This is a genomic window from Kribbella sp. NPDC051718 (assembly GCF_040681515.1).
Lineage (GTDB): Bacteria > Actinomycetota > Actinomycetes > Propionibacteriales > Kribbellaceae > Kribbella.
In genome coordinates this window covers 449940-463623 of record NZ_JBFAYZ010000007.1, presented here as the reverse complement: position 1 = coordinate 463623, position 13684 = coordinate 449940, and the positions used below count along the sequence as shown (strand labels likewise).

21 protein-coding genes are annotated in these 13684 nt (G+C 68.1%); 11 read left to right on the top strand and 10 right to left on the bottom strand.

The annotated features are described in order from the left end of the window. Positions 1-26: 26 nt before the first annotated feature. A complete protein-coding gene (locus tag AB0M15_RS27495) occupies positions 27-554 on the bottom strand; it encodes a type 1 glutamine amidotransferase domain-containing protein (RefSeq protein WP_363824330.1) in 528 nt (175 codons plus the stop codon). 57 nt (positions 555-611) lie between these two features. Between AB0M15_RS27495 and AB0M15_RS27490 the strand changes: the two genes are divergently transcribed. Then, positions 612-1049: an HAD hydrolase-like protein gene (locus AB0M15_RS27490; RefSeq protein WP_363824329.1), complete on the top strand. Its 438-nt coding sequence runs from the start codon at positions 612-614 to the stop codon at positions 1047-1049. Position 1050: 1 nt separating this feature from the next. On the opposite strand, the gene AB0M15_RS27485 is transcribed toward AB0M15_RS27490, so the two are convergent. The 5 genes from AB0M15_RS27485 to AB0M15_RS27465 form a co-directional block, all read right to left on the bottom strand. After that, positions 1051-1839 (bottom strand): helix-turn-helix domain-containing protein, encoded by a 789-nt coding sequence (locus AB0M15_RS27485; RefSeq protein ID WP_363824328.1) that lies wholly within the window; start codon positions 1837-1839, stop codon positions 1051-1053. After that, entirely contained in the window at positions 1839-2081 is a 243-nt protein-coding gene (locus AB0M15_RS27480; protein ID WP_363824327.1) for a hypothetical protein, read from the bottom strand. The genes AB0M15_RS27485 and AB0M15_RS27480 overlap by 1 nt, the downstream gene beginning before the upstream one ends. Before the next feature lie 362 nt (positions 2082-2443). Beyond that, positions 2444-2569: a hypothetical protein gene (locus tag AB0M15_RS27475; RefSeq protein WP_363824326.1), complete on the bottom strand. Its 126-nt coding sequence runs from the start codon at positions 2567-2569 to the stop codon at positions 2444-2446. 51 nt (positions 2570-2620) lie between these two features. After that, positions 2621-2755 (bottom strand): hypothetical protein, encoded by a 135-nt coding sequence (locus AB0M15_RS27470; RefSeq protein WP_363824325.1) that lies wholly within the window; start codon positions 2753-2755, stop codon positions 2621-2623. 99 nt (positions 2756-2854) lie between these two features. Then, a complete protein-coding gene (locus AB0M15_RS27465; protein WP_363824324.1) occupies positions 2855-3058 on the bottom strand; it encodes an antitoxin in 204 nt (67 codons plus the stop codon). A 274-nt stretch (positions 3059-3332) separates the two neighbouring features. Between AB0M15_RS27465 and AB0M15_RS27460 the strand changes: the two genes are divergently transcribed. Genes AB0M15_RS27460 through AB0M15_RS27450 form a run of 3 tightly spaced genes read left to right on the top strand, consistent with a single transcriptional unit; the run spans position 3333 to position 5216 of the window. Further along, the gene (locus AB0M15_RS27460; RefSeq protein WP_363824323.1) at positions 3333-3746 is read left to right on the top strand and encodes a hypothetical protein; all 414 of its coding nucleotides are present in this window, start codon (positions 3333-3335) and stop codon (positions 3744-3746) included. 13 nt (positions 3747-3759) lie between these two features. Further along, positions 3760-4365, top strand: a complete 606-nt coding sequence (locus AB0M15_RS27455) for a cell wall protein (RefSeq protein ID WP_344846048.1) — start codon at positions 3760-3762, stop codon at positions 4363-4365. An 11-nt stretch (positions 4366-4376) separates the two neighbouring features. Continuing rightward, on the top strand, positions 4377-5216 hold the full coding sequence (locus AB0M15_RS27450; RefSeq protein WP_363824322.1) for a MauE/DoxX family redox-associated membrane protein: 840 nt from the start codon (positions 4377-4379) through the stop codon (positions 5214-5216). Positions 5217-5257: 41 nt separating this feature from the next. On the opposite strand, the gene AB0M15_RS27445 is transcribed toward AB0M15_RS27450, so the two are convergent. Both AB0M15_RS27445 and lexA read right to left on the bottom strand, forming a co-directional pair. Further along, positions 5258-5692 carry a TIGR03618 family F420-dependent PPOX class oxidoreductase gene (locus tag AB0M15_RS27445; RefSeq protein ID WP_363824321.1) on the bottom strand — a complete coding sequence of 145 codons (435 nt, stop codon included), beginning with the start codon at positions 5690-5692 and terminating at the stop codon, positions 5258-5260. Positions 5693-5705: 13 nt separating this feature from the next. Beyond that, positions 5706-6365: a transcriptional repressor LexA gene (gene lexA / locus AB0M15_RS27440; protein ID WP_363824320.1), complete on the bottom strand. Its 660-nt coding sequence runs from the start codon at positions 6363-6365 to the stop codon at positions 5706-5708. 154 nt (positions 6366-6519) lie between these two features. Here lexA and AB0M15_RS27435 point away from each other — a divergent pair, with 154 nt between their 5' ends. Genes AB0M15_RS27435 through AB0M15_RS27420 form a run of 4 tightly spaced genes read left to right on the top strand, consistent with a single transcriptional unit; the run spans position 6520 to position 9217 of the window. Beyond that, entirely contained in the window at positions 6520-7302 is a 783-nt protein-coding gene (locus tag AB0M15_RS27435) for an NAD(P)H-binding protein (protein WP_363824319.1), read from the top strand. Positions 7303-7307: 5 nt separating this feature from the next. Further along, the gene (locus AB0M15_RS27430; RefSeq protein WP_363824318.1) at positions 7308-7757 is read left to right on the top strand and encodes a cupin domain-containing protein; all 450 of its coding nucleotides are present in this window, start codon (positions 7308-7310) and stop codon (positions 7755-7757) included. Next, on the top strand, positions 7754-7978 hold the full coding sequence (locus AB0M15_RS27425) for a hypothetical protein (RefSeq protein ID WP_363824317.1): 225 nt from the start codon (positions 7754-7756) through the stop codon (positions 7976-7978). Before AB0M15_RS27430 ends, AB0M15_RS27425 begins: the two co-directional genes overlap by 4 nt. Before the next feature lie 45 nt (positions 7979-8023). Further along, positions 8024-9217 carry a low temperature requirement protein A gene (locus tag AB0M15_RS27420; RefSeq protein ID WP_363824316.1) on the top strand — a complete coding sequence of 398 codons (1194 nt, stop codon included), beginning with the start codon at positions 8024-8026 and terminating at the stop codon, positions 9215-9217. Here the strand turns inward: AB0M15_RS27420 and AB0M15_RS27415 are convergent. Both AB0M15_RS27415 and AB0M15_RS27410 read right to left on the bottom strand, forming a co-directional pair. Continuing rightward, complete coding sequence (locus tag AB0M15_RS27415) at positions 9191-9709, bottom strand: VOC family protein (protein WP_363824315.1); 519 nt, start codon at positions 9707-9709, stop codon at positions 9191-9193. The genes AB0M15_RS27420 and AB0M15_RS27415 overlap by 27 nt on opposite strands. Before the next feature lie 37 nt (positions 9710-9746). Continuing rightward, positions 9747-10139, bottom strand: a complete 393-nt coding sequence (locus tag AB0M15_RS27410; protein WP_363824314.1) for a DUF5997 family protein — start codon at positions 10137-10139, stop codon at positions 9747-9749. A 32-nt stretch (positions 10140-10171) separates the two neighbouring features. Here AB0M15_RS27410 and AB0M15_RS27405 point away from each other — a divergent pair, with 32 nt between their 5' ends. The 3 genes from AB0M15_RS27405 to katG are packed head-to-tail and all read left to right on the top strand — an operon-like array spanning position 10172 to position 13605. Further along, positions 10172-10885 (top strand): LysR family transcriptional regulator substrate-binding protein, encoded by a 714-nt coding sequence (locus AB0M15_RS27405; protein WP_363824313.1) that lies wholly within the window; start codon positions 10172-10174, stop codon positions 10883-10885. A gap of 58 nt (positions 10886-10943) precedes the next feature. Next, positions 10944-11372: a Fur family transcriptional regulator gene (locus AB0M15_RS27400; RefSeq protein WP_363824312.1), complete on the top strand. Its 429-nt coding sequence runs from the start codon at positions 10944-10946 to the stop codon at positions 11370-11372. 49 nt (positions 11373-11421) lie between these two features. Next, the gene (katG, locus tag AB0M15_RS27395; RefSeq protein WP_363824407.1) at positions 11422-13605 is read left to right on the top strand and encodes a catalase/peroxidase HPI; all 2184 of its coding nucleotides are present in this window, start codon (positions 11422-11424) and stop codon (positions 13603-13605) included. Positions 13606-13684: the final 79 nt, after the last annotated feature.

Here is a 13684-nt window from a genome sequence, read left to right as displayed (position 1 = left end):
GCTCAGTATGCCAGCGGCCACGAGCCTCAGCCGATGGCGTCGAGCAGTGCCTTGTTGAAGGCCGGCAAGTCATCCGGGTTGCGGCTGGTGATCAGGTTGCCGTCGGTGGCGACGGTCTCGTCCACCCAGGTCGCGCCGGCGTTGCGCAGATCGGTCTGCAGGCTGGGCCACGAGGTGACCGTCTTCCCCCGAACGGCATCCGCCTCGATCAAGGTCCAGGGTGCGTGGCAGATGGCCGCGACCGGCTTGCCCGAGTCGACGAACGCCTTGACGAACCCGACCGCGCCCTCGTCGGTCCGGAGTGCGTCCGGATTGGCCACACCGCCGGGCAGGACAAGGGCGGCGAAATCGTCGACGGAGGCGTCGCCGACCGCTTGGTCCACGGGCTTCTTGTCGCTGGCGGTGAGGTGGTCGAAGGTCTGGACGTCGCCGGTCTCCGGGCTGAGCAGAACGGGCTGGTGACCGGCGTCGGCGACGGCCTTCCACGGCTCGGTGAGCTCCACCCGCTCGATCCCCTCGGCGGCGACCAGGAATGCGATCTTCTTGTCAGTCATGGCGCCCCGGTACCCGGGCTCCGGCCGGCTACACACGGCTCGCCTAGGGTTGCGCGGGTGAGCATCGTGAAGGCTTCGCACATTGTCTGGGACTGGAACGGCACCTTGTTGCACGACAACGAGGTGGTGCTTGCTGCGGTCAACGACGTGTGTGCTGAGTTCGGGCGGGCGCCGTTGCGGTGGGAGGAGTGGCAGCAGTTCATCGCCGGCCACGGACTCACCGACCTCTTTCAGCGAGTCGACGGCCTCCCCGGCACGCTGGGCGGCGAATCCAAAACCGACCACCTGATCCGCCACCTGGAAGCCCAAAACCTAAGCCCCGCAGACGTAGTCCTGATCGGCGACGTAGTAGACGACGCCCAGGCAGCCCAAGCAGTAGGCGCCCCCTGCATCCTCGTAGCCGGCGGCGCCATGACCCGCCAGGCGCTGGAGTCCACCGGCGTCCCCGTCACCAACACGATCCGCGAGGCCATGCAGTACGTAGTACCGGCCTGAGCTACCAATGCGGTCCGGCTGACTGGCCCAGGTGCTCGGTGACCCATTGCTTCGGCCCCCGTACGCCGTCGAGCACGCCGTCCTCCAGCCACTCCTCGCCGTTCGCGGCGCGATGCACGCCGCGGTGGGATCCGTGCAGAACGCAGGGCCTCGACTGCCGGGTGCGTTCCGGGCAGGCGACGTACGCGAGCCGGCCGAGTGCCTGGGCGAATCCGCGCCGTTCGGCATCGGTCGCGTCCAGCCTTGTCACGAGCAGCTGCAGTCGCTCAGGGTCTGGTTCGCGGGTGCCGTTGAACCAGTGGTTGAGCGTGGTTCTCGGAATGTCGGTCAGCGCCTCGACCTTGCGGATCGAGTCGAGGCCGGCTCGGGTGACGAGCGCGGAGATGACCGCGCCGAGTTCGTCGAGAGCCGTCACTGACTCGAGGGCGGCGAGGAGTGGGTCGGGCTTGCTGATCGCCTGCAGGCCGGCTTGCCAGTTCCGTTCGACCATCTCCCAGTACCACCGCCGGTCGTCTCCGGCGGGGTGGGGCCGGCGTAGTTCCTGCTCGACGCTGCGGACCGTGCACCACAGTTCCCACCAGGCGTAGAGCACGTCGCCGCCGACACCACAGCCGTCGAGATAGCCGCGGACTCGCGGCCACCTCGGCAGGTGCTCGGTCGAGGTCGTCCGCACGACGTGTGAATGCGCGAAGCCCTGGACCCGGGCCAGCTGGCGGACGGTCAGCCCGGACTCCGTGCGGACCTCTTTGAGCAGCCGGGCGAACTTCGGCAGGAGCGACTTGCCGGACATCAGAAGCCCCGCGCGGCGGCGAGGGCCTTGCGGGTGAGTGTCCCGCTGACGGTGGCCGCCGCGGTGACGAGGACGACGACCGAGCTGACCACTGCCGGGACTGCCATGCCACGCAGGAGCAGCAGGGCGGCGATGCCGAGGGCCGACAGGAAGATCACGATCCAGAGGACGAGCACGATCAGGACAGGGACCGCGCCACGGCGGCCGCGCGGACGGCGTACAGGCTGAGGGGTTCTTGACATCAGGGCTCCGGGGATTGCACGAGGCAAATGCACGTGCATTTGCACGCGCCGATAGGGAGAAGTTACCCAGCGCGAGGGCTCGGGGTAAACCGCGTGACGGCGCGTCCTGGTGCCGGTTTTCACCCCGCTGGTGCCTGTTGCTCAACGGCCGGCGCGCTGACCTGCGAAGACGTCGCGCAACCTGTCCCAAGCGTCCCGCGGGCGGCTCGGGGATGATGCGGAAATGGCCTTCCCGACGCCGCAGGTGGTGTGTGTTTTTCCGGCTGGACCGGATAGTGGCGATCCGGCGCCGATCGTGGTCGGGGCGGACGGCATGTCCGACGACGAGATGCAGGCTGGTGGCTGGGTGGCCGGGTGGAAGGTCAGAAGACGTAGAAGGCCGAGACCGCCATCGGGGCGAGGCCGGCGAGGATCCACGGGGAGAGCAATGAGCGTTGGTGGATGAGGAGGACGCCTGCGGTGGTGGCCAGGCCGACGACGCCGGACATCACCCAGAGACCGACACCGGACGAGTGTTTGGTGTTCTCCAGATGCGGGCTTTACGCCGCGAGCGCGAGCGTCGGTGAGCCGCCGATGTGGATCAGGATGACCGCGAACACCCAGCGCTGAACCGTCTCGATCTTCACCGCACGCCGCCTCGACGGATCACTGCGGAACCAGCGCCGCTCAGGCACGCGCCCCCACCTCTCCTGGTTCCGCCACACCGTAACCCACCCGGTACGACGCAACGGGCCGCGAGCGGTTCGCTCGCGGCCCGTTCGAGGTCGGGAAGGTCAGCTGATGTCGTCGTCCTGGCCGTCCAGGGCGTCCAGGCGGTCCTTGGCCTGGTCGGTGCCCTGGTCGATCTTGTCGCCGTACTTGCCGCCGGTCTTCTCGTCGATCGCGTCGCCGGCCTTGTCCAGGCCGTCGCTGATCTTGTCGCCGTGGTCGTCGACCGCGTCGGTGAGCTTGTCCTTCATGTTGTCGAAGACACCCATGTCGCTCTAATCCTTTCGTCGGAGTCGAGCGTCTCGCGGGTCTCGCCCCCTCCGCAGGGCGGTCGGCCGCGTCCCAGACGCTCCGTTACCGGCCACAGTGCCCCACCAAGCTGTTGCCAAACGCAACCTGTCGGGCAGGTTGCCCGGTGACGCATCACCATTCAAGTCAGGGTGAAAAGTTACCGAATATCACGCTGAGTTGTATATATCCCACTCCGAGCGAGGTATAAGGGTGCCGAAAGGTTCGAACCGCCCCTTGGACCTAGGAGGAGAAATGGCTGGATTGCAAGGAGAAGTGTCATGGTTCTGCTGCGGCAACGCATGGGGACCGTGCGGAACGGCCGGGCACGGCGCCTGCGGCACCTGTAACTCGGGCAGCTCGCAGCACGCCTGGACCAACACCTCGGACGCCTGCTACTCGATCACCCGTCCCGACCGCTGCGGGATCACCGGCGTCTCCCGCCGGACCTGCGGCTTCCGGCACCAGACCACCAATCTGTGTACCGGCGCCCGGGTCACCACCAGCATCGCCGACTGCGGACCGCAGACCGACCTGTTCTGCGGCGAGCGTGCCTGCTGCGGTGGTACCTGCGCGTCGAACCGGGTCATCGACCTGACCCCCGCGGCGTTCAGCGCGATCGCGAATCTGAACTCCGGACTCATTCCGTGCCAGGTAGACGCAGGCTGAGGGGGACTGACCGATGACGAACACGATGGATCGACGCACCCTGCTCAGCGGCGCCGTACTGGGCACCGCGACCCTGGTCGGCGCGACCGCCATGGGATCCCTCGCTCCCGAGACCGCCTTCGCCGCCCGCGCGCAGAACGCCGAGCCGGGCGCGCCCGACCCGAACTTCGCCGAGGGCCGGGTCACCGCCCGCGACGGCAGCATGATCCTGGTCTCCGGCTCCGACGGCCGGTTCCACCGGCTCCGGCTGACCGGTGGTACCAGTGTCTGGAAACTCCGCCCGACAACGCTCGACCAAGTCAAGGTCGGCGACGGCCTGTACGCCCGGGGCGTGGCGATGCCCGACGGTACGATCGCCGCCGAGTCGGTCTGGGTGAACATCGTGAACCTCAACGTGCATGTCACCGGGATCGCCCTGAACGCCCTGCACCTGGACCACAAGGGCTCGAAGATCATCGGCCACGTCGTGCCGGGCACCAGCGCGGCTGTCTACAACGGCGCACCGGCGGTGGCCGACATGTCGAAGGTCAAGGTCGGCAAGCACATCCAGGTGATCGGCGCCTGGCGACCGGACACCAACGAGATCGACGTCGCCACCGTCTACGCGGCGACGGCGTAGGGAGGTCGTCGATGACGGGACAGGTGGCGGCCCTCCAGGCGCTGGTGATCAGCGCACTGCTGGTGTGGTCGTCGTACGGGAAGCTCGTCGGGCCCCTGGTCGGTGCCAGGGCGCGGCGGACAGCTCTGAAGAGGTTCGTCGGCGAGGATCGGGCCGAGTCGGCGTTCCGTGCGGTCGGCGCGGTCGAGTTGCTGCTCGCCGCGTCGCTGCTGCTGCCTCCGGTGTGGAAGGTCGAGAGCCTGGCGGCAATCGCCTTGTCAGTAGGCTTTCTCGGCTATCTGACCTACACCCGGATCGCCGCACCGGACTCGTCCTGCGGTTGCGCGGGGTCCGCGATGGCGCCCGTGACGTGGCGGTCCTTCGGCCGGGCAGGGTTGCTGTTGGTCGCCGCGGTAGGGGCGTCGATGGCAGACACCGGCTGGGCCGCATCGTTGCCAGGAGCAACCACTGTTGTGGTGGTGGTCGTCGAGGCGATGCTGTTCGTCGCCATGTCGGCCGAGCTCGACCGCTACTGGTTGCTGCCGTTGCGTCGGCTCAAGGTGAGGCTCACGCATCCGTTGGCGAACACGGCCTCGTACGGGGTACCGCTGGCAACCTCGGAGCACCAGTTGCTGCGCAGTAGCGCTTATCGGGTAGTGAATGGGCTGCTGCGATCCGGGATCCGCGACCACTGGGACGAAGGGGACTGGCGCTTCATCAGTTACACGGCGTCGTACGACGACCGCGAGGCGACGGCCGTCTTCGCGGTACCGCGGCTGCGTTACGAGCCGGACGAGGTCCGCGTGGCGATCGTCGACGACGAGTCGGGCAACACGGTCTACCGGCCGTCACTGTTGCCGGTACTGGCCTAAGTGACCCTGTTGGGCCGGGTACGCGACCCGGCCCAACAGGCTCAGCCGTAGACGCGGTCCGGCGTGATCAGTACTGCGGTGCGGTGCTGCTCGGCCATCACCCGGTCGTACTCGTCCCAGTCGTCATGCGTGCCACCCGCCGCGGTGAAGATGTCGCGCAGCAACACCCGCAACGACTCGGCGTCGAGCCACGGCTGCGGGTCGTCCGGGCCGGCGAGTTGGGCCTTGCCCTCGACGGTGCCCCACTTCCAGCCCTTGCGGAAGGTGACCGACAACTGCGGCCGTACCCGGAGGTTGGCGAGCTTCACCTTGCCGTAGGTGACGAAGGCGAGCACCGGTTCGCCGGTCTGCGGGTGGTCGAGCACGCCGGCGTTGACCAGCGAGGACTGGATGGTCTGGTCGGCCCGGAGGGTCGAGACCACTGCGAGCCCCTGGTCCTCGCTCGCCAGCGCAACTGCTTCAGCCAAGGTCGTCATACCGCCCAGCCTCTCAGACGCTGCGAAGCACCGAGACGACGATGCCGAGGATGGTCGCGTTGTCGCCGTCGATCACCTCGTACGCCGGGTTGCGCGGCTCCAGGTACACGTGGCCGTTGCGGCGCCGGTACACCTTGACGGTCGCCTCCTCGTCGATCATCGCCGCGACGATCTGCCCCGAGTGCGCCTCGGACTGCTGCCGGATCACCACCATGTCGCCGTCGCAGATCGCCGCGTCGATCATCGAGTCGCCGCGGACCCGGAGCGCGAAGATCGTGCCGCGGCCGGTCAGCTCGCGGGGCAGCATGAGCGAGTCGTCGAGGTGCTCGATTGCGGAGATCGGCGTACCGGCCGCGATGTCGCCGACGACCGGGACGGAGACCGAGTCGTCCGTCGCCGTCGGCGCCTGGTTGTCCTGCAGGAACATCCGTACGTCGATCGGCCGCGACATCGACTGACTCCGGCTGAGGAAGCCCTTCTCCTCGAGGCTGGTCAGGTGCCGGGAGACCGTGGACGACGACCGCAGCCCGACAGCCTCGCCGATCTGCCGGGTGCTCGGCGAGTACCCGTGCTTGACCACCCAGTCCCGGATAGCCACCAGGATCTTCTGCTGCCGCTCGGGAAGCCCGGCCGCGTTCAACTGCTCGAAGGGGTCAAGGTCGTCGTAGGTCACCGGCCGGATTCTAGGGCGTCGGTTCCGCCCGGCCTCGGTACGACCCGCGTGCAGGCTGTTCGAAGGGGAGCTGTCACAGCCGGTGGGGCTGTCCTGTCTTAGCTGTCGAACCGGTCGGCAACGGGTGCCGACGGCTGAGAAGGAGGAATGCCCGATGAAGATCGTCGTGGTCGGCGGCACTGGACTGATCGGCTCGAAAGTCGTCGCGAAGCTGGGAGAGCACGGTCACGAGGCCGTCGCCGCCTCGCCCGCGTCGGGTGTCAACACGCTCACCGGCGAGGGCCTGGAGCAGGTGCTCAAGGGTGCCGACGTGGTGATCGACGTCTCCAACTCGCCGACCTTCGAGGAGGGCGCGGCGACCGAGTTCTTCAAGACCTCCAACGGCAACCTGCTGGCCGCCGAGAAGGAGGCCGGCGTGGGCCACCATGTCGCGCTGTCCGTGGTCGGTACCGACCGGCTGGCCAAGGCCGACAACAACCCGCAGTCCACCAGCGGCTACTTTCGGGCGAAGCTGCTGCAGGAGAACCTCATCCAGCAGTCCGGCATCCCGTACTCGATCGTGCACGCGACCCAGTTCTTCGAGTTCGCCGCCGCGATCGCGGACACCGGGACCGAGGGCGACACGGTGCGGATGCCGGCCGCGCTGATCCAGCCGATCGCGGCCGAGGACGTCGCGAAGACGGTGGCGCGGGCCGCTGTCACGCCGGCCACCAACGGGATCACCGAGGTCGGTGGGCCGGAGCAGTACGAGATGGACGAGTTCATCCGGATCGCGCTCACCACCCGGAAGGATCCGCGGACGGTGGTACAGGACCCGAACGCGACGTACTTCGGGATCGCGGTCGACGAGCGCTCGCTGGTACCTGAGGGTGACGCGCTGCTCGGTGACCTCCACTTCGGCGACTGGCTCGCCGCCCAAGCCGCAGAAGGGAAGTGACCCCGATGACTGAAACCTCGACAGACGAAGGCGTTCTGCAGGACAAAGGCGTGCCGGGCTCGGGCGCCTGGCAGAACGGGCTCACCATGCTGCAGTCGACGACTCCGCCGCACATCTCCGAGCAGGCCGAGGTGATGACGGCGATCATCGAGTACCCGCCGGGTGACCCGGGCGCGCCGCCGCACCGGCACTCGGGGCCCGCCTTCGGCTACATGCTGGAGGGGGAGATGTGGTTCGAGCTGGAGGGCGAGGCGCCCCGGGTGATCAAGGCCGGCGAGGCGTTCTGGGAGCCGGGTGGTGACGTCATCCACTACCGCGACGGCAACAACCGGTCGGACGTCGCGAGCAAGTTCGTCGTCACCATGATCGGCGTACCGGGTCAGCCGATGTTCGTCGTGGTCGGCGACGAGGAGCTCGAAGAGCGTAAGGACCGGCGGGTGCCGGCGGAATCATGAGTACGCCGGACGAGGAGTTCCTCGAAGAGCTCGAGGTCGACGTGGACGTCGAGCTGACCACGATCGAGGCGAGCCGGCCGGACGAGACCGCGTCACCTGATCAGTGGCAGGTCGATCCGGCCGAGCTGGAGTACGAAGAGGCGAGCCTGCGCAGTCTGCGAGGCGCGATCGAGGCGTTGGAAGAGGGCGGGAATCCCACCGAATCCGACCCGACTCGCTAGCCTGAGGTGCGCAGTCGGGCGAGTGGTTGGAGGACACTGGTGAGCATGACCGTGCGGTTCCGGGTGCGGATGCGGGCCCGGCCGATCGACGAGCCGCACCGGGTGTCGAGCCCGCTCGAACTGCTCTTCGACCTCACCTTCGTGGTCGCGATCGCGGCGGTCGTGGCCCAGCTCGCGCACAGCATCGAGGAAGGGCACGCCCACGACGCGGTCGTGCCCTTCCTGCAGGTGTTCTTCGCGATCTGGTGGGCGTGGATGAACTTCACCTGGTTCGCCTCGTCGTACGACACCGACGACGTGGTCTACCGGCTGACCACGATGGTGCAGATGGCCGGTGCGCTGGTGCTCGCTGCCGGCGTACCGGCGGCTGCGTCGCACTCGGACTACAAGTGGATCACGCTTGGTTACCTGATCATGCGGCTCGGTCTGGTGAGCCAGTGGATCCGGGCCGGGATAGAGGACCCGGTCAGTCGTACCACGGCGTTCCGGTACGCGGCCGGGATCGCCTTGTTGCAGGTCTTCTGGATCGCCCGGCTGTTCCTGGTGGACGGTGCCGGCCCGTGGACCTTCCTCCTGCTCGTCGTCCTCGAACTGCTGGTCCCGGTCTGGGCCGAGCGCGCGGCCAAGACCAGCTGGCATCCGCATCACATCGCCGAACGGTACGGCCTGTTCGTCATCATCGTCCTCGGCGAAAGCGTGCTCGCGGCAACCACCGCGGTCCAGGACGCGGTCGAATCAGAACACGTGAGCGGCACCCTGATCGCCGTCGCCCTGTGCGGCCTGGTCCTGATCTTCGCCACCTGGTGGCTGTACTTCCTGCACCCAGCGGGTTCGGGGCTGGCCGACCGCCGCCACAGGTCGTACCAGTGGGGCTATCTCCACTACGGCATCTTCTGCTCGCTCGCAGCCCTCGGGGCGGGCCTGGAGGTCAGTGTCGCCCAGGCAGGTCACCACCTGGAAGCCTCAGAAACCACAGTCGCCTACGCCGTCGCCATCCCCGTCAGCGCCTTCCTGATCCTGCTCCACACAGTCCAGTCGACGATCAGCCGCTACACCATCACCCGTCGCCCAGCCATCGCCGCCTGTGCCCTGGCCGTCCTACTGGTCCCGCTGGCAACCCCAGCCCTCACCGTCACCGGCGTCGTCGCAGCCATCACCGGCCTGGTCGTCCTAGTGACCGCAGCCACCATCGCTTGGCCCGCGGACCGCGCGTCAATTGCTGGGGCGGGAGATTCCTAGGCCGCTGCGGGCATCCCGGCCGTACTTCGCTACCTCGGCGGCCAGGTCGAGGCGGGAGACGCCGGCCTTGTTGCGGTCGGCGTCGGTCAGCAGGTCTGACGGGATGATCCAGACGATCTCGAACTCGAGGCCGTCGGGGTCCTTGCCGTAGAGGGACTTGGTGGTGCCGTGGTCGGACTGGCCGACCAGGGCGCCTGCGGCGGTGAGGGCCTTCTCGAGGTCCTCCAGATCGCCGAGGGTGTCGACCTCCCAGGCCAGGTGGTACAGACCCACCGTCGACTTGCCGGCGCCCGACGGGCCCGCCTCACTGCCGAGCTGGAACAGGCCCAGGTCGTGGTCGTTGGTGGAGTCGGGGGCGCGGAGGAACGCGGCGCCCTGGTAGGCGTCGCCGCCCTCGGTGTAGTCGAAGCCGAGGACGTCGCGGTAGAAGGCGACGCTCGCGGGGACGTCACGGACGTACAGGACAGCGTGGTTCAGCCGGAAGATCGCCATCTACCCATGGTAGTTGAGACCTCAATTGATGGGTAGCTCAGTGGCGCGCCTTGGCCTTCGCGGCCTTGGCTTCCTTGACCCGCTCGGCCTCGGCCTGGACGTCCGCCTGGATCTCGCGTTCGCGCTGGAGCCAGTCGGGGTTCTCGGCCCGGAGCTCTTCGATCTCGGCGGTGGTGAGGGGCTCGGTGTAGCCGGCCCGGGCCAGGCCGGAGATGGAGACGGCGAGGCGGGCGGCGACGACCGGGCGGGGGTGCGGGCCGTTGTTGCGGAGGTCTTGCAGCCACTGCGGCGGGTCGGTCTGCAGGGTGTGCAGCTCGTCGCGGGTGATCAGGCCTTCCTGGAACTCCGCGGGCGTGGCTTCGAGGTACACACCGAGCTTCTTGGCCGCCGTTGCGGGTTTCATGGTCTGGCTGGTCTTCGGCGACGTCATGGGGTCAGGGTATCGAGAGATAGCCTGGGCCGGTGACAGCACCGACTTTCAGGCTCGCGTACGTCCCCGGCGTGACACCGACCAAGTGGGTGCGGATCTGGAACGAGCGGCTGCCCAGGGTCGCGCTGGAGCTCGTCGGCGTACCGGCGGCCGAGGCGGCTGACCTCGTCCGGTCCGGGGGCGCGGAGGCTGCGTTGTTGCGGTTGCCGATCGATCGGGACGGGTTGCACGCGATCCCGCTCTATACGGAGACGACGGTGGTCGTCGTACCGAAGGATCATCTGGTGACGGCGGCCGAGGAGGTCACCGCGGCCGATCTTGCCGACGACGTCGTACTACGCCCGCTCGACGACACCCTCGACTGGGAACAGTTGCCCGGTCACCCTTTCGCCGAGCGGCCGGAAACGACTGCGCTGGCGATCGAACTGGTCGCGGCGGGAGTCGGACTGCTGGTCGTACCGCAGTCGCTGGCCCGGCTTCATCACCGCAAGGACCTGACGTACCGGCCGATCACCGACGCGCCGGAGTCGCAGGTCGTGTTGAGCTGGCCCGAGGGAGAGCCGACCGACCTGATGGAACAACTGATCGGCATCATCCGCGGCCGCACCGTCAACAGCTCCCGTCAACCGGTGGCGGCGCCGAAGATCAAGGCCACCGACAAGGCCAAGGCCAAGGCGAAGGCGAAGAGGTCGACGCCGGCGGCCAGGACTCCCCAGCGTCCCCAGCGAGGCAATCGCAAGCGGTGACACGCTGCTTCCGCAGCTAATCTTGACTCATTCCAGAAAACGGGGAAGACTCCGGACTGTGGCGACGGCGGAGTTCGAGCATCGGTTGCGGGGGGCCGCTCTGCGCGTGACCCGGCCCCGGGTGGCTGTGCTCGCGGCTGTGCAGGAGAACCCGCATGCGGATACCGACACGATCATTCAGTCGGTTCGCAGTGAGCTCGATGTCTCTCATCAGGCTGTCTATGACGTGCTCCGGGCGCTGACCACCGCTGGATTGCTGCGGCGGATCCAGCCGACCGGGTCGGTGGCCCGGTACGAAGGGCGCGTCGGGGACAACCACCACCATGTCGTCTGCCGGTCCTGCGGAGCGATCGAAGACGTCGACTGTGCGCACGGCTCCGCCCCTTGTCTAACGGCGTCGGACGATCACGGCTACGTGATCGACGAGGCCGAAGTCGTCTATTGGGGCCTGTGCCCCAACTGTTCCACCACGTCCAGAACCCCTTGATCCCGGAAGGTTTGCCGTGTCTGAGCACCCGAACGCCGAAGTCGGCGAGATGAACGACGAGAGCGGAGCCCAGTGCCCCGTAGATCACGGACAGCTGAAGCACCCGACCGAGGGGGGCGCCAACCGGGCCTGGTGGCCGAACCAGCTGAACCTGAAGATCCTGCGCAAGCACCCGGCCGTCGCCAACCCGATGGGCGAGGAGTTCGACTACGCCGCCGCATTCGCGACCGTGGACCTGGACGAGCTCGCCGCCGACGTCGACGCGGTGCTCACCACCTCGCAGGACTGGTGGCCGGCTGACTTCGGGCACTACGGCCCGTTCATGATCCGGATGGCCTGGCACAGCGCCGGTACGTACCGGGTGCAGGACGGTCGCGGTGGCGCCGGTGCGGGCATGCAGCGGTTCGCGCCGCTGAACAGCTGGCCCGACAACGGCAACCTGGACAAGGCCCGCCGGCTGCTCTGGCCGGTGAAGAAGAAGTGGGGCGCGAAGGTCTCCTGGGCCGACCTGATGATCTTCACCGGCAACCGCGCGCTGGAGACGATGGGCTTCAAGACCTTCGGCTTCGCCGGCGGCCGGGCGGACGTGTGGGAGCCGGACGAGGACGTCTACTGGGGTCCGGAGACCACCTGGCTCGGCGACGAGCGCTACACCGGCGACCGTGAGCTGGAGTCGCCGCTGGCCGCAGTACAGATGGGCCTCATCTACGTGAACCCCGAAGGCCCGAACGGCAACCCGGACCCGCTGGGCTCGGCCCGCGACATCCGCGAGACGTTCGGCCGGATGGCGATGAACGACGAGGAGACCGTCGCGCTGATCGCCGGTGGTCACACCTTCGGCAAGACGCACGGTGCGGCCGACCCGGAGCAGTACGTCACCCACGAGCCCGAGGCCGCGCCGCTGGAGGCGCAGGGCCTGGGCTGGGCGAACAGCTTCGGCACCGGAAAGGGCCGCGACGCGATCACCAGCGGCCTCGAGGTGACTTGGACGCCGACCCCGACCAAGTGGGGGATGGGCTTCCTGCAGAGCCTGTTCGCGCACGAGTGGGAGCTGACCAAGAGCCCGGCCGGCGCACACCAGTGGAAGCCGAAGGACGGCGCCGGGGAGAACACCATCCCGGACCCCGAGGACGGCACGCTGAACCGGACGCCGATGATGCTGACCGCCGACCTGGCGCTGCGCGTCGACCCGATCTACGAGCCGATCGCCCGCGACTTCCTGGCGAACCCGGACAAGTTCGCGGACGCCTTCGCCCGCGCCTGGTTCAAGCTGACACACCGCGACATGGGCCCGATCCAGCGCTACCTCGGCCCGCTGGTGCCGTCCGAAGAGCTGATCTGGCAGGACCGCGTCCCGGCCGTCGACCACGAGCTGGTCACCGCCGACGACATCAACGCGCTGAAGGCGCAGCTGCTGGCCTCGGGGCTGTCGGTCTCGCAGCTGGTCTCGACCGCGTGGGCGTCGGCCGCGTCGTTCCGGGGCAGTGACAAGCGCGGTGGCGCGAACGGTGCCCGGATCCGCCTCCAGCCGCAGAGTGGCTGGGAGGTCAACGAGCCCGACGCACTGGCCCAGGTGCTGCGTACGCTCGAGGGCGTCCAGGAGAACTTCAACGCCACCGGCAAGAAGATCTCGCTGGCCGACCTGATCGTGCTCGGCGGCGTCGCTGCCGTCGAGGCGGCCGCGCAGGCCGCCGGGTACGACGTGGAGGTGCCCTTCACGCCAGGCCGCACCGACGCGTCGCAGGAGCAGACCGAGATCGACTCCTTCGCTGCGATGGAGCCGGCGTCGGACGGTTTCCGCAACTACCTCGGCAAGGGCAACCGGCTGCCGGCGGAGTACCTGCTGATCGACCGGGCCAACCTGCTGACCCTGAGCGCGCCGGAGATGACCGTCCTGATCGGCGGCCTGCGGGTGCTGGGGGCGAACTTCGGGCAGACGTCGCTCGGTGTGCTCACCGAGCGTCCGGGGCAGCTGACCAACGACTTCTTCGCCAACCTGCTCGACATGGGCACGACGTGGAAGCCGGCCGAGGACGGGACGTACGAAGCCCGTACCGCCGACGGCGAGGTCAAGTGGACCGGTAGCCGCGTCGACCTGCTGTTCGGCTCGAACTCCGAGCTGCGCGCACTGGCCGAGGTCTACGCCAGCGACGACGCCGCAGAGAAGTTCGTCCACGACTTCGTGGCCGCCTTCGACAAGGTGATGAACCTGGATCGCTACGACATCAGCTGATTCAGTGTCACAGGAACAGCCCGGGCCGAAAGGTCCGGGCTGTTTCCATGAGTTCGCACCCCGACTCGACGGTAGGGGT

Excerpts from the sequence above, each read along its gene's own strand:
- AB0M15_RS27425 (WP_363824317.1), top strand. The coding sequence starts at position 7,754 with ATGAGTACGCCGGACGAGGAGTTCCTCGAAGAGCTCGAGGTCGACGTG.
- AB0M15_RS27420 (WP_363824316.1), top strand. The coding sequence starts at position 8,024 with ATGACCGTGCGGTTCCGGGTGCGGATGCGGGCCCGGCCGATCGACGAG.
- AB0M15_RS27410 (WP_363824314.1), bottom strand. The coding sequence starts at position 10,139 with ATGACGTCGCCGAAGACCAGCCAGACCATGAAACCCGCAACGGCGGCC.
- AB0M15_RS27435 (WP_363824319.1), top strand. The coding sequence starts at position 6,520 with ATGAAGATCGTCGTGGTCGGCGGCACTGGACTGATCGGCTCGAAAGTC.
- AB0M15_RS27480 (WP_363824327.1), bottom strand. The coding sequence starts at position 2,081 with ATGTCAAGAACCCCTCAGCCTGTACGCCGTCCGCGCGGCCGCCGTGGC.
- AB0M15_RS27450 (WP_363824322.1), top strand. The coding sequence starts at position 4,377 with ATGACGGGACAGGTGGCGGCCCTCCAGGCGCTGGTGATCAGCGCACTG.
- AB0M15_RS27485 (WP_363824328.1), bottom strand. The coding sequence starts at position 1,839 with ATGTCCGGCAAGTCGCTCCTGCCGAAGTTCGCCCGGCTGCTCAAAGAG.
- AB0M15_RS27475 (WP_363824326.1), bottom strand. The coding sequence starts at position 2,569 with ATGTCCGGCGTCGTCGGCCTGGCCACCACCGCAGGCGTCCTCCTCATC.
- AB0M15_RS27460 (WP_363824323.1), top strand. The coding sequence starts at position 3,333 with ATGGCTGGATTGCAAGGAGAAGTGTCATGGTTCTGCTGCGGCAACGCA.
- AB0M15_RS27415 (WP_363824315.1), bottom strand. The coding sequence starts at position 9,709 with ATGGCGATCTTCCGGCTGAACCACGCTGTCCTGTACGTCCGTGACGTC.
- AB0M15_RS27445 (WP_363824321.1), bottom strand. The coding sequence starts at position 5,692 with ATGACGACCTTGGCTGAAGCAGTTGCGCTGGCGAGCGAGGACCAGGGG.
- AB0M15_RS27495 (WP_363824330.1), bottom strand. The coding sequence starts at position 554 with ATGACTGACAAGAAGATCGCATTCCTGGTCGCCGCCGAGGGGATCGAG.
- katG (WP_363824407.1), top strand. The coding sequence starts at position 11,422 with ATGAACGACGAGAGCGGAGCCCAGTGCCCCGTAGATCACGGACAGCTG.
- AB0M15_RS27430 (WP_363824318.1), top strand. The coding sequence starts at position 7,308 with ATGACTGAAACCTCGACAGACGAAGGCGTTCTGCAGGACAAAGGCGTG.
- AB0M15_RS27455 (WP_344846048.1), top strand. The coding sequence starts at position 3,760 with ATGACGAACACGATGGATCGACGCACCCTGCTCAGCGGCGCCGTACTG.
- AB0M15_RS27465 (WP_363824324.1), bottom strand. The coding sequence starts at position 3,058 with ATGGGTGTCTTCGACAACATGAAGGACAAGCTCACCGACGCGGTCGAC.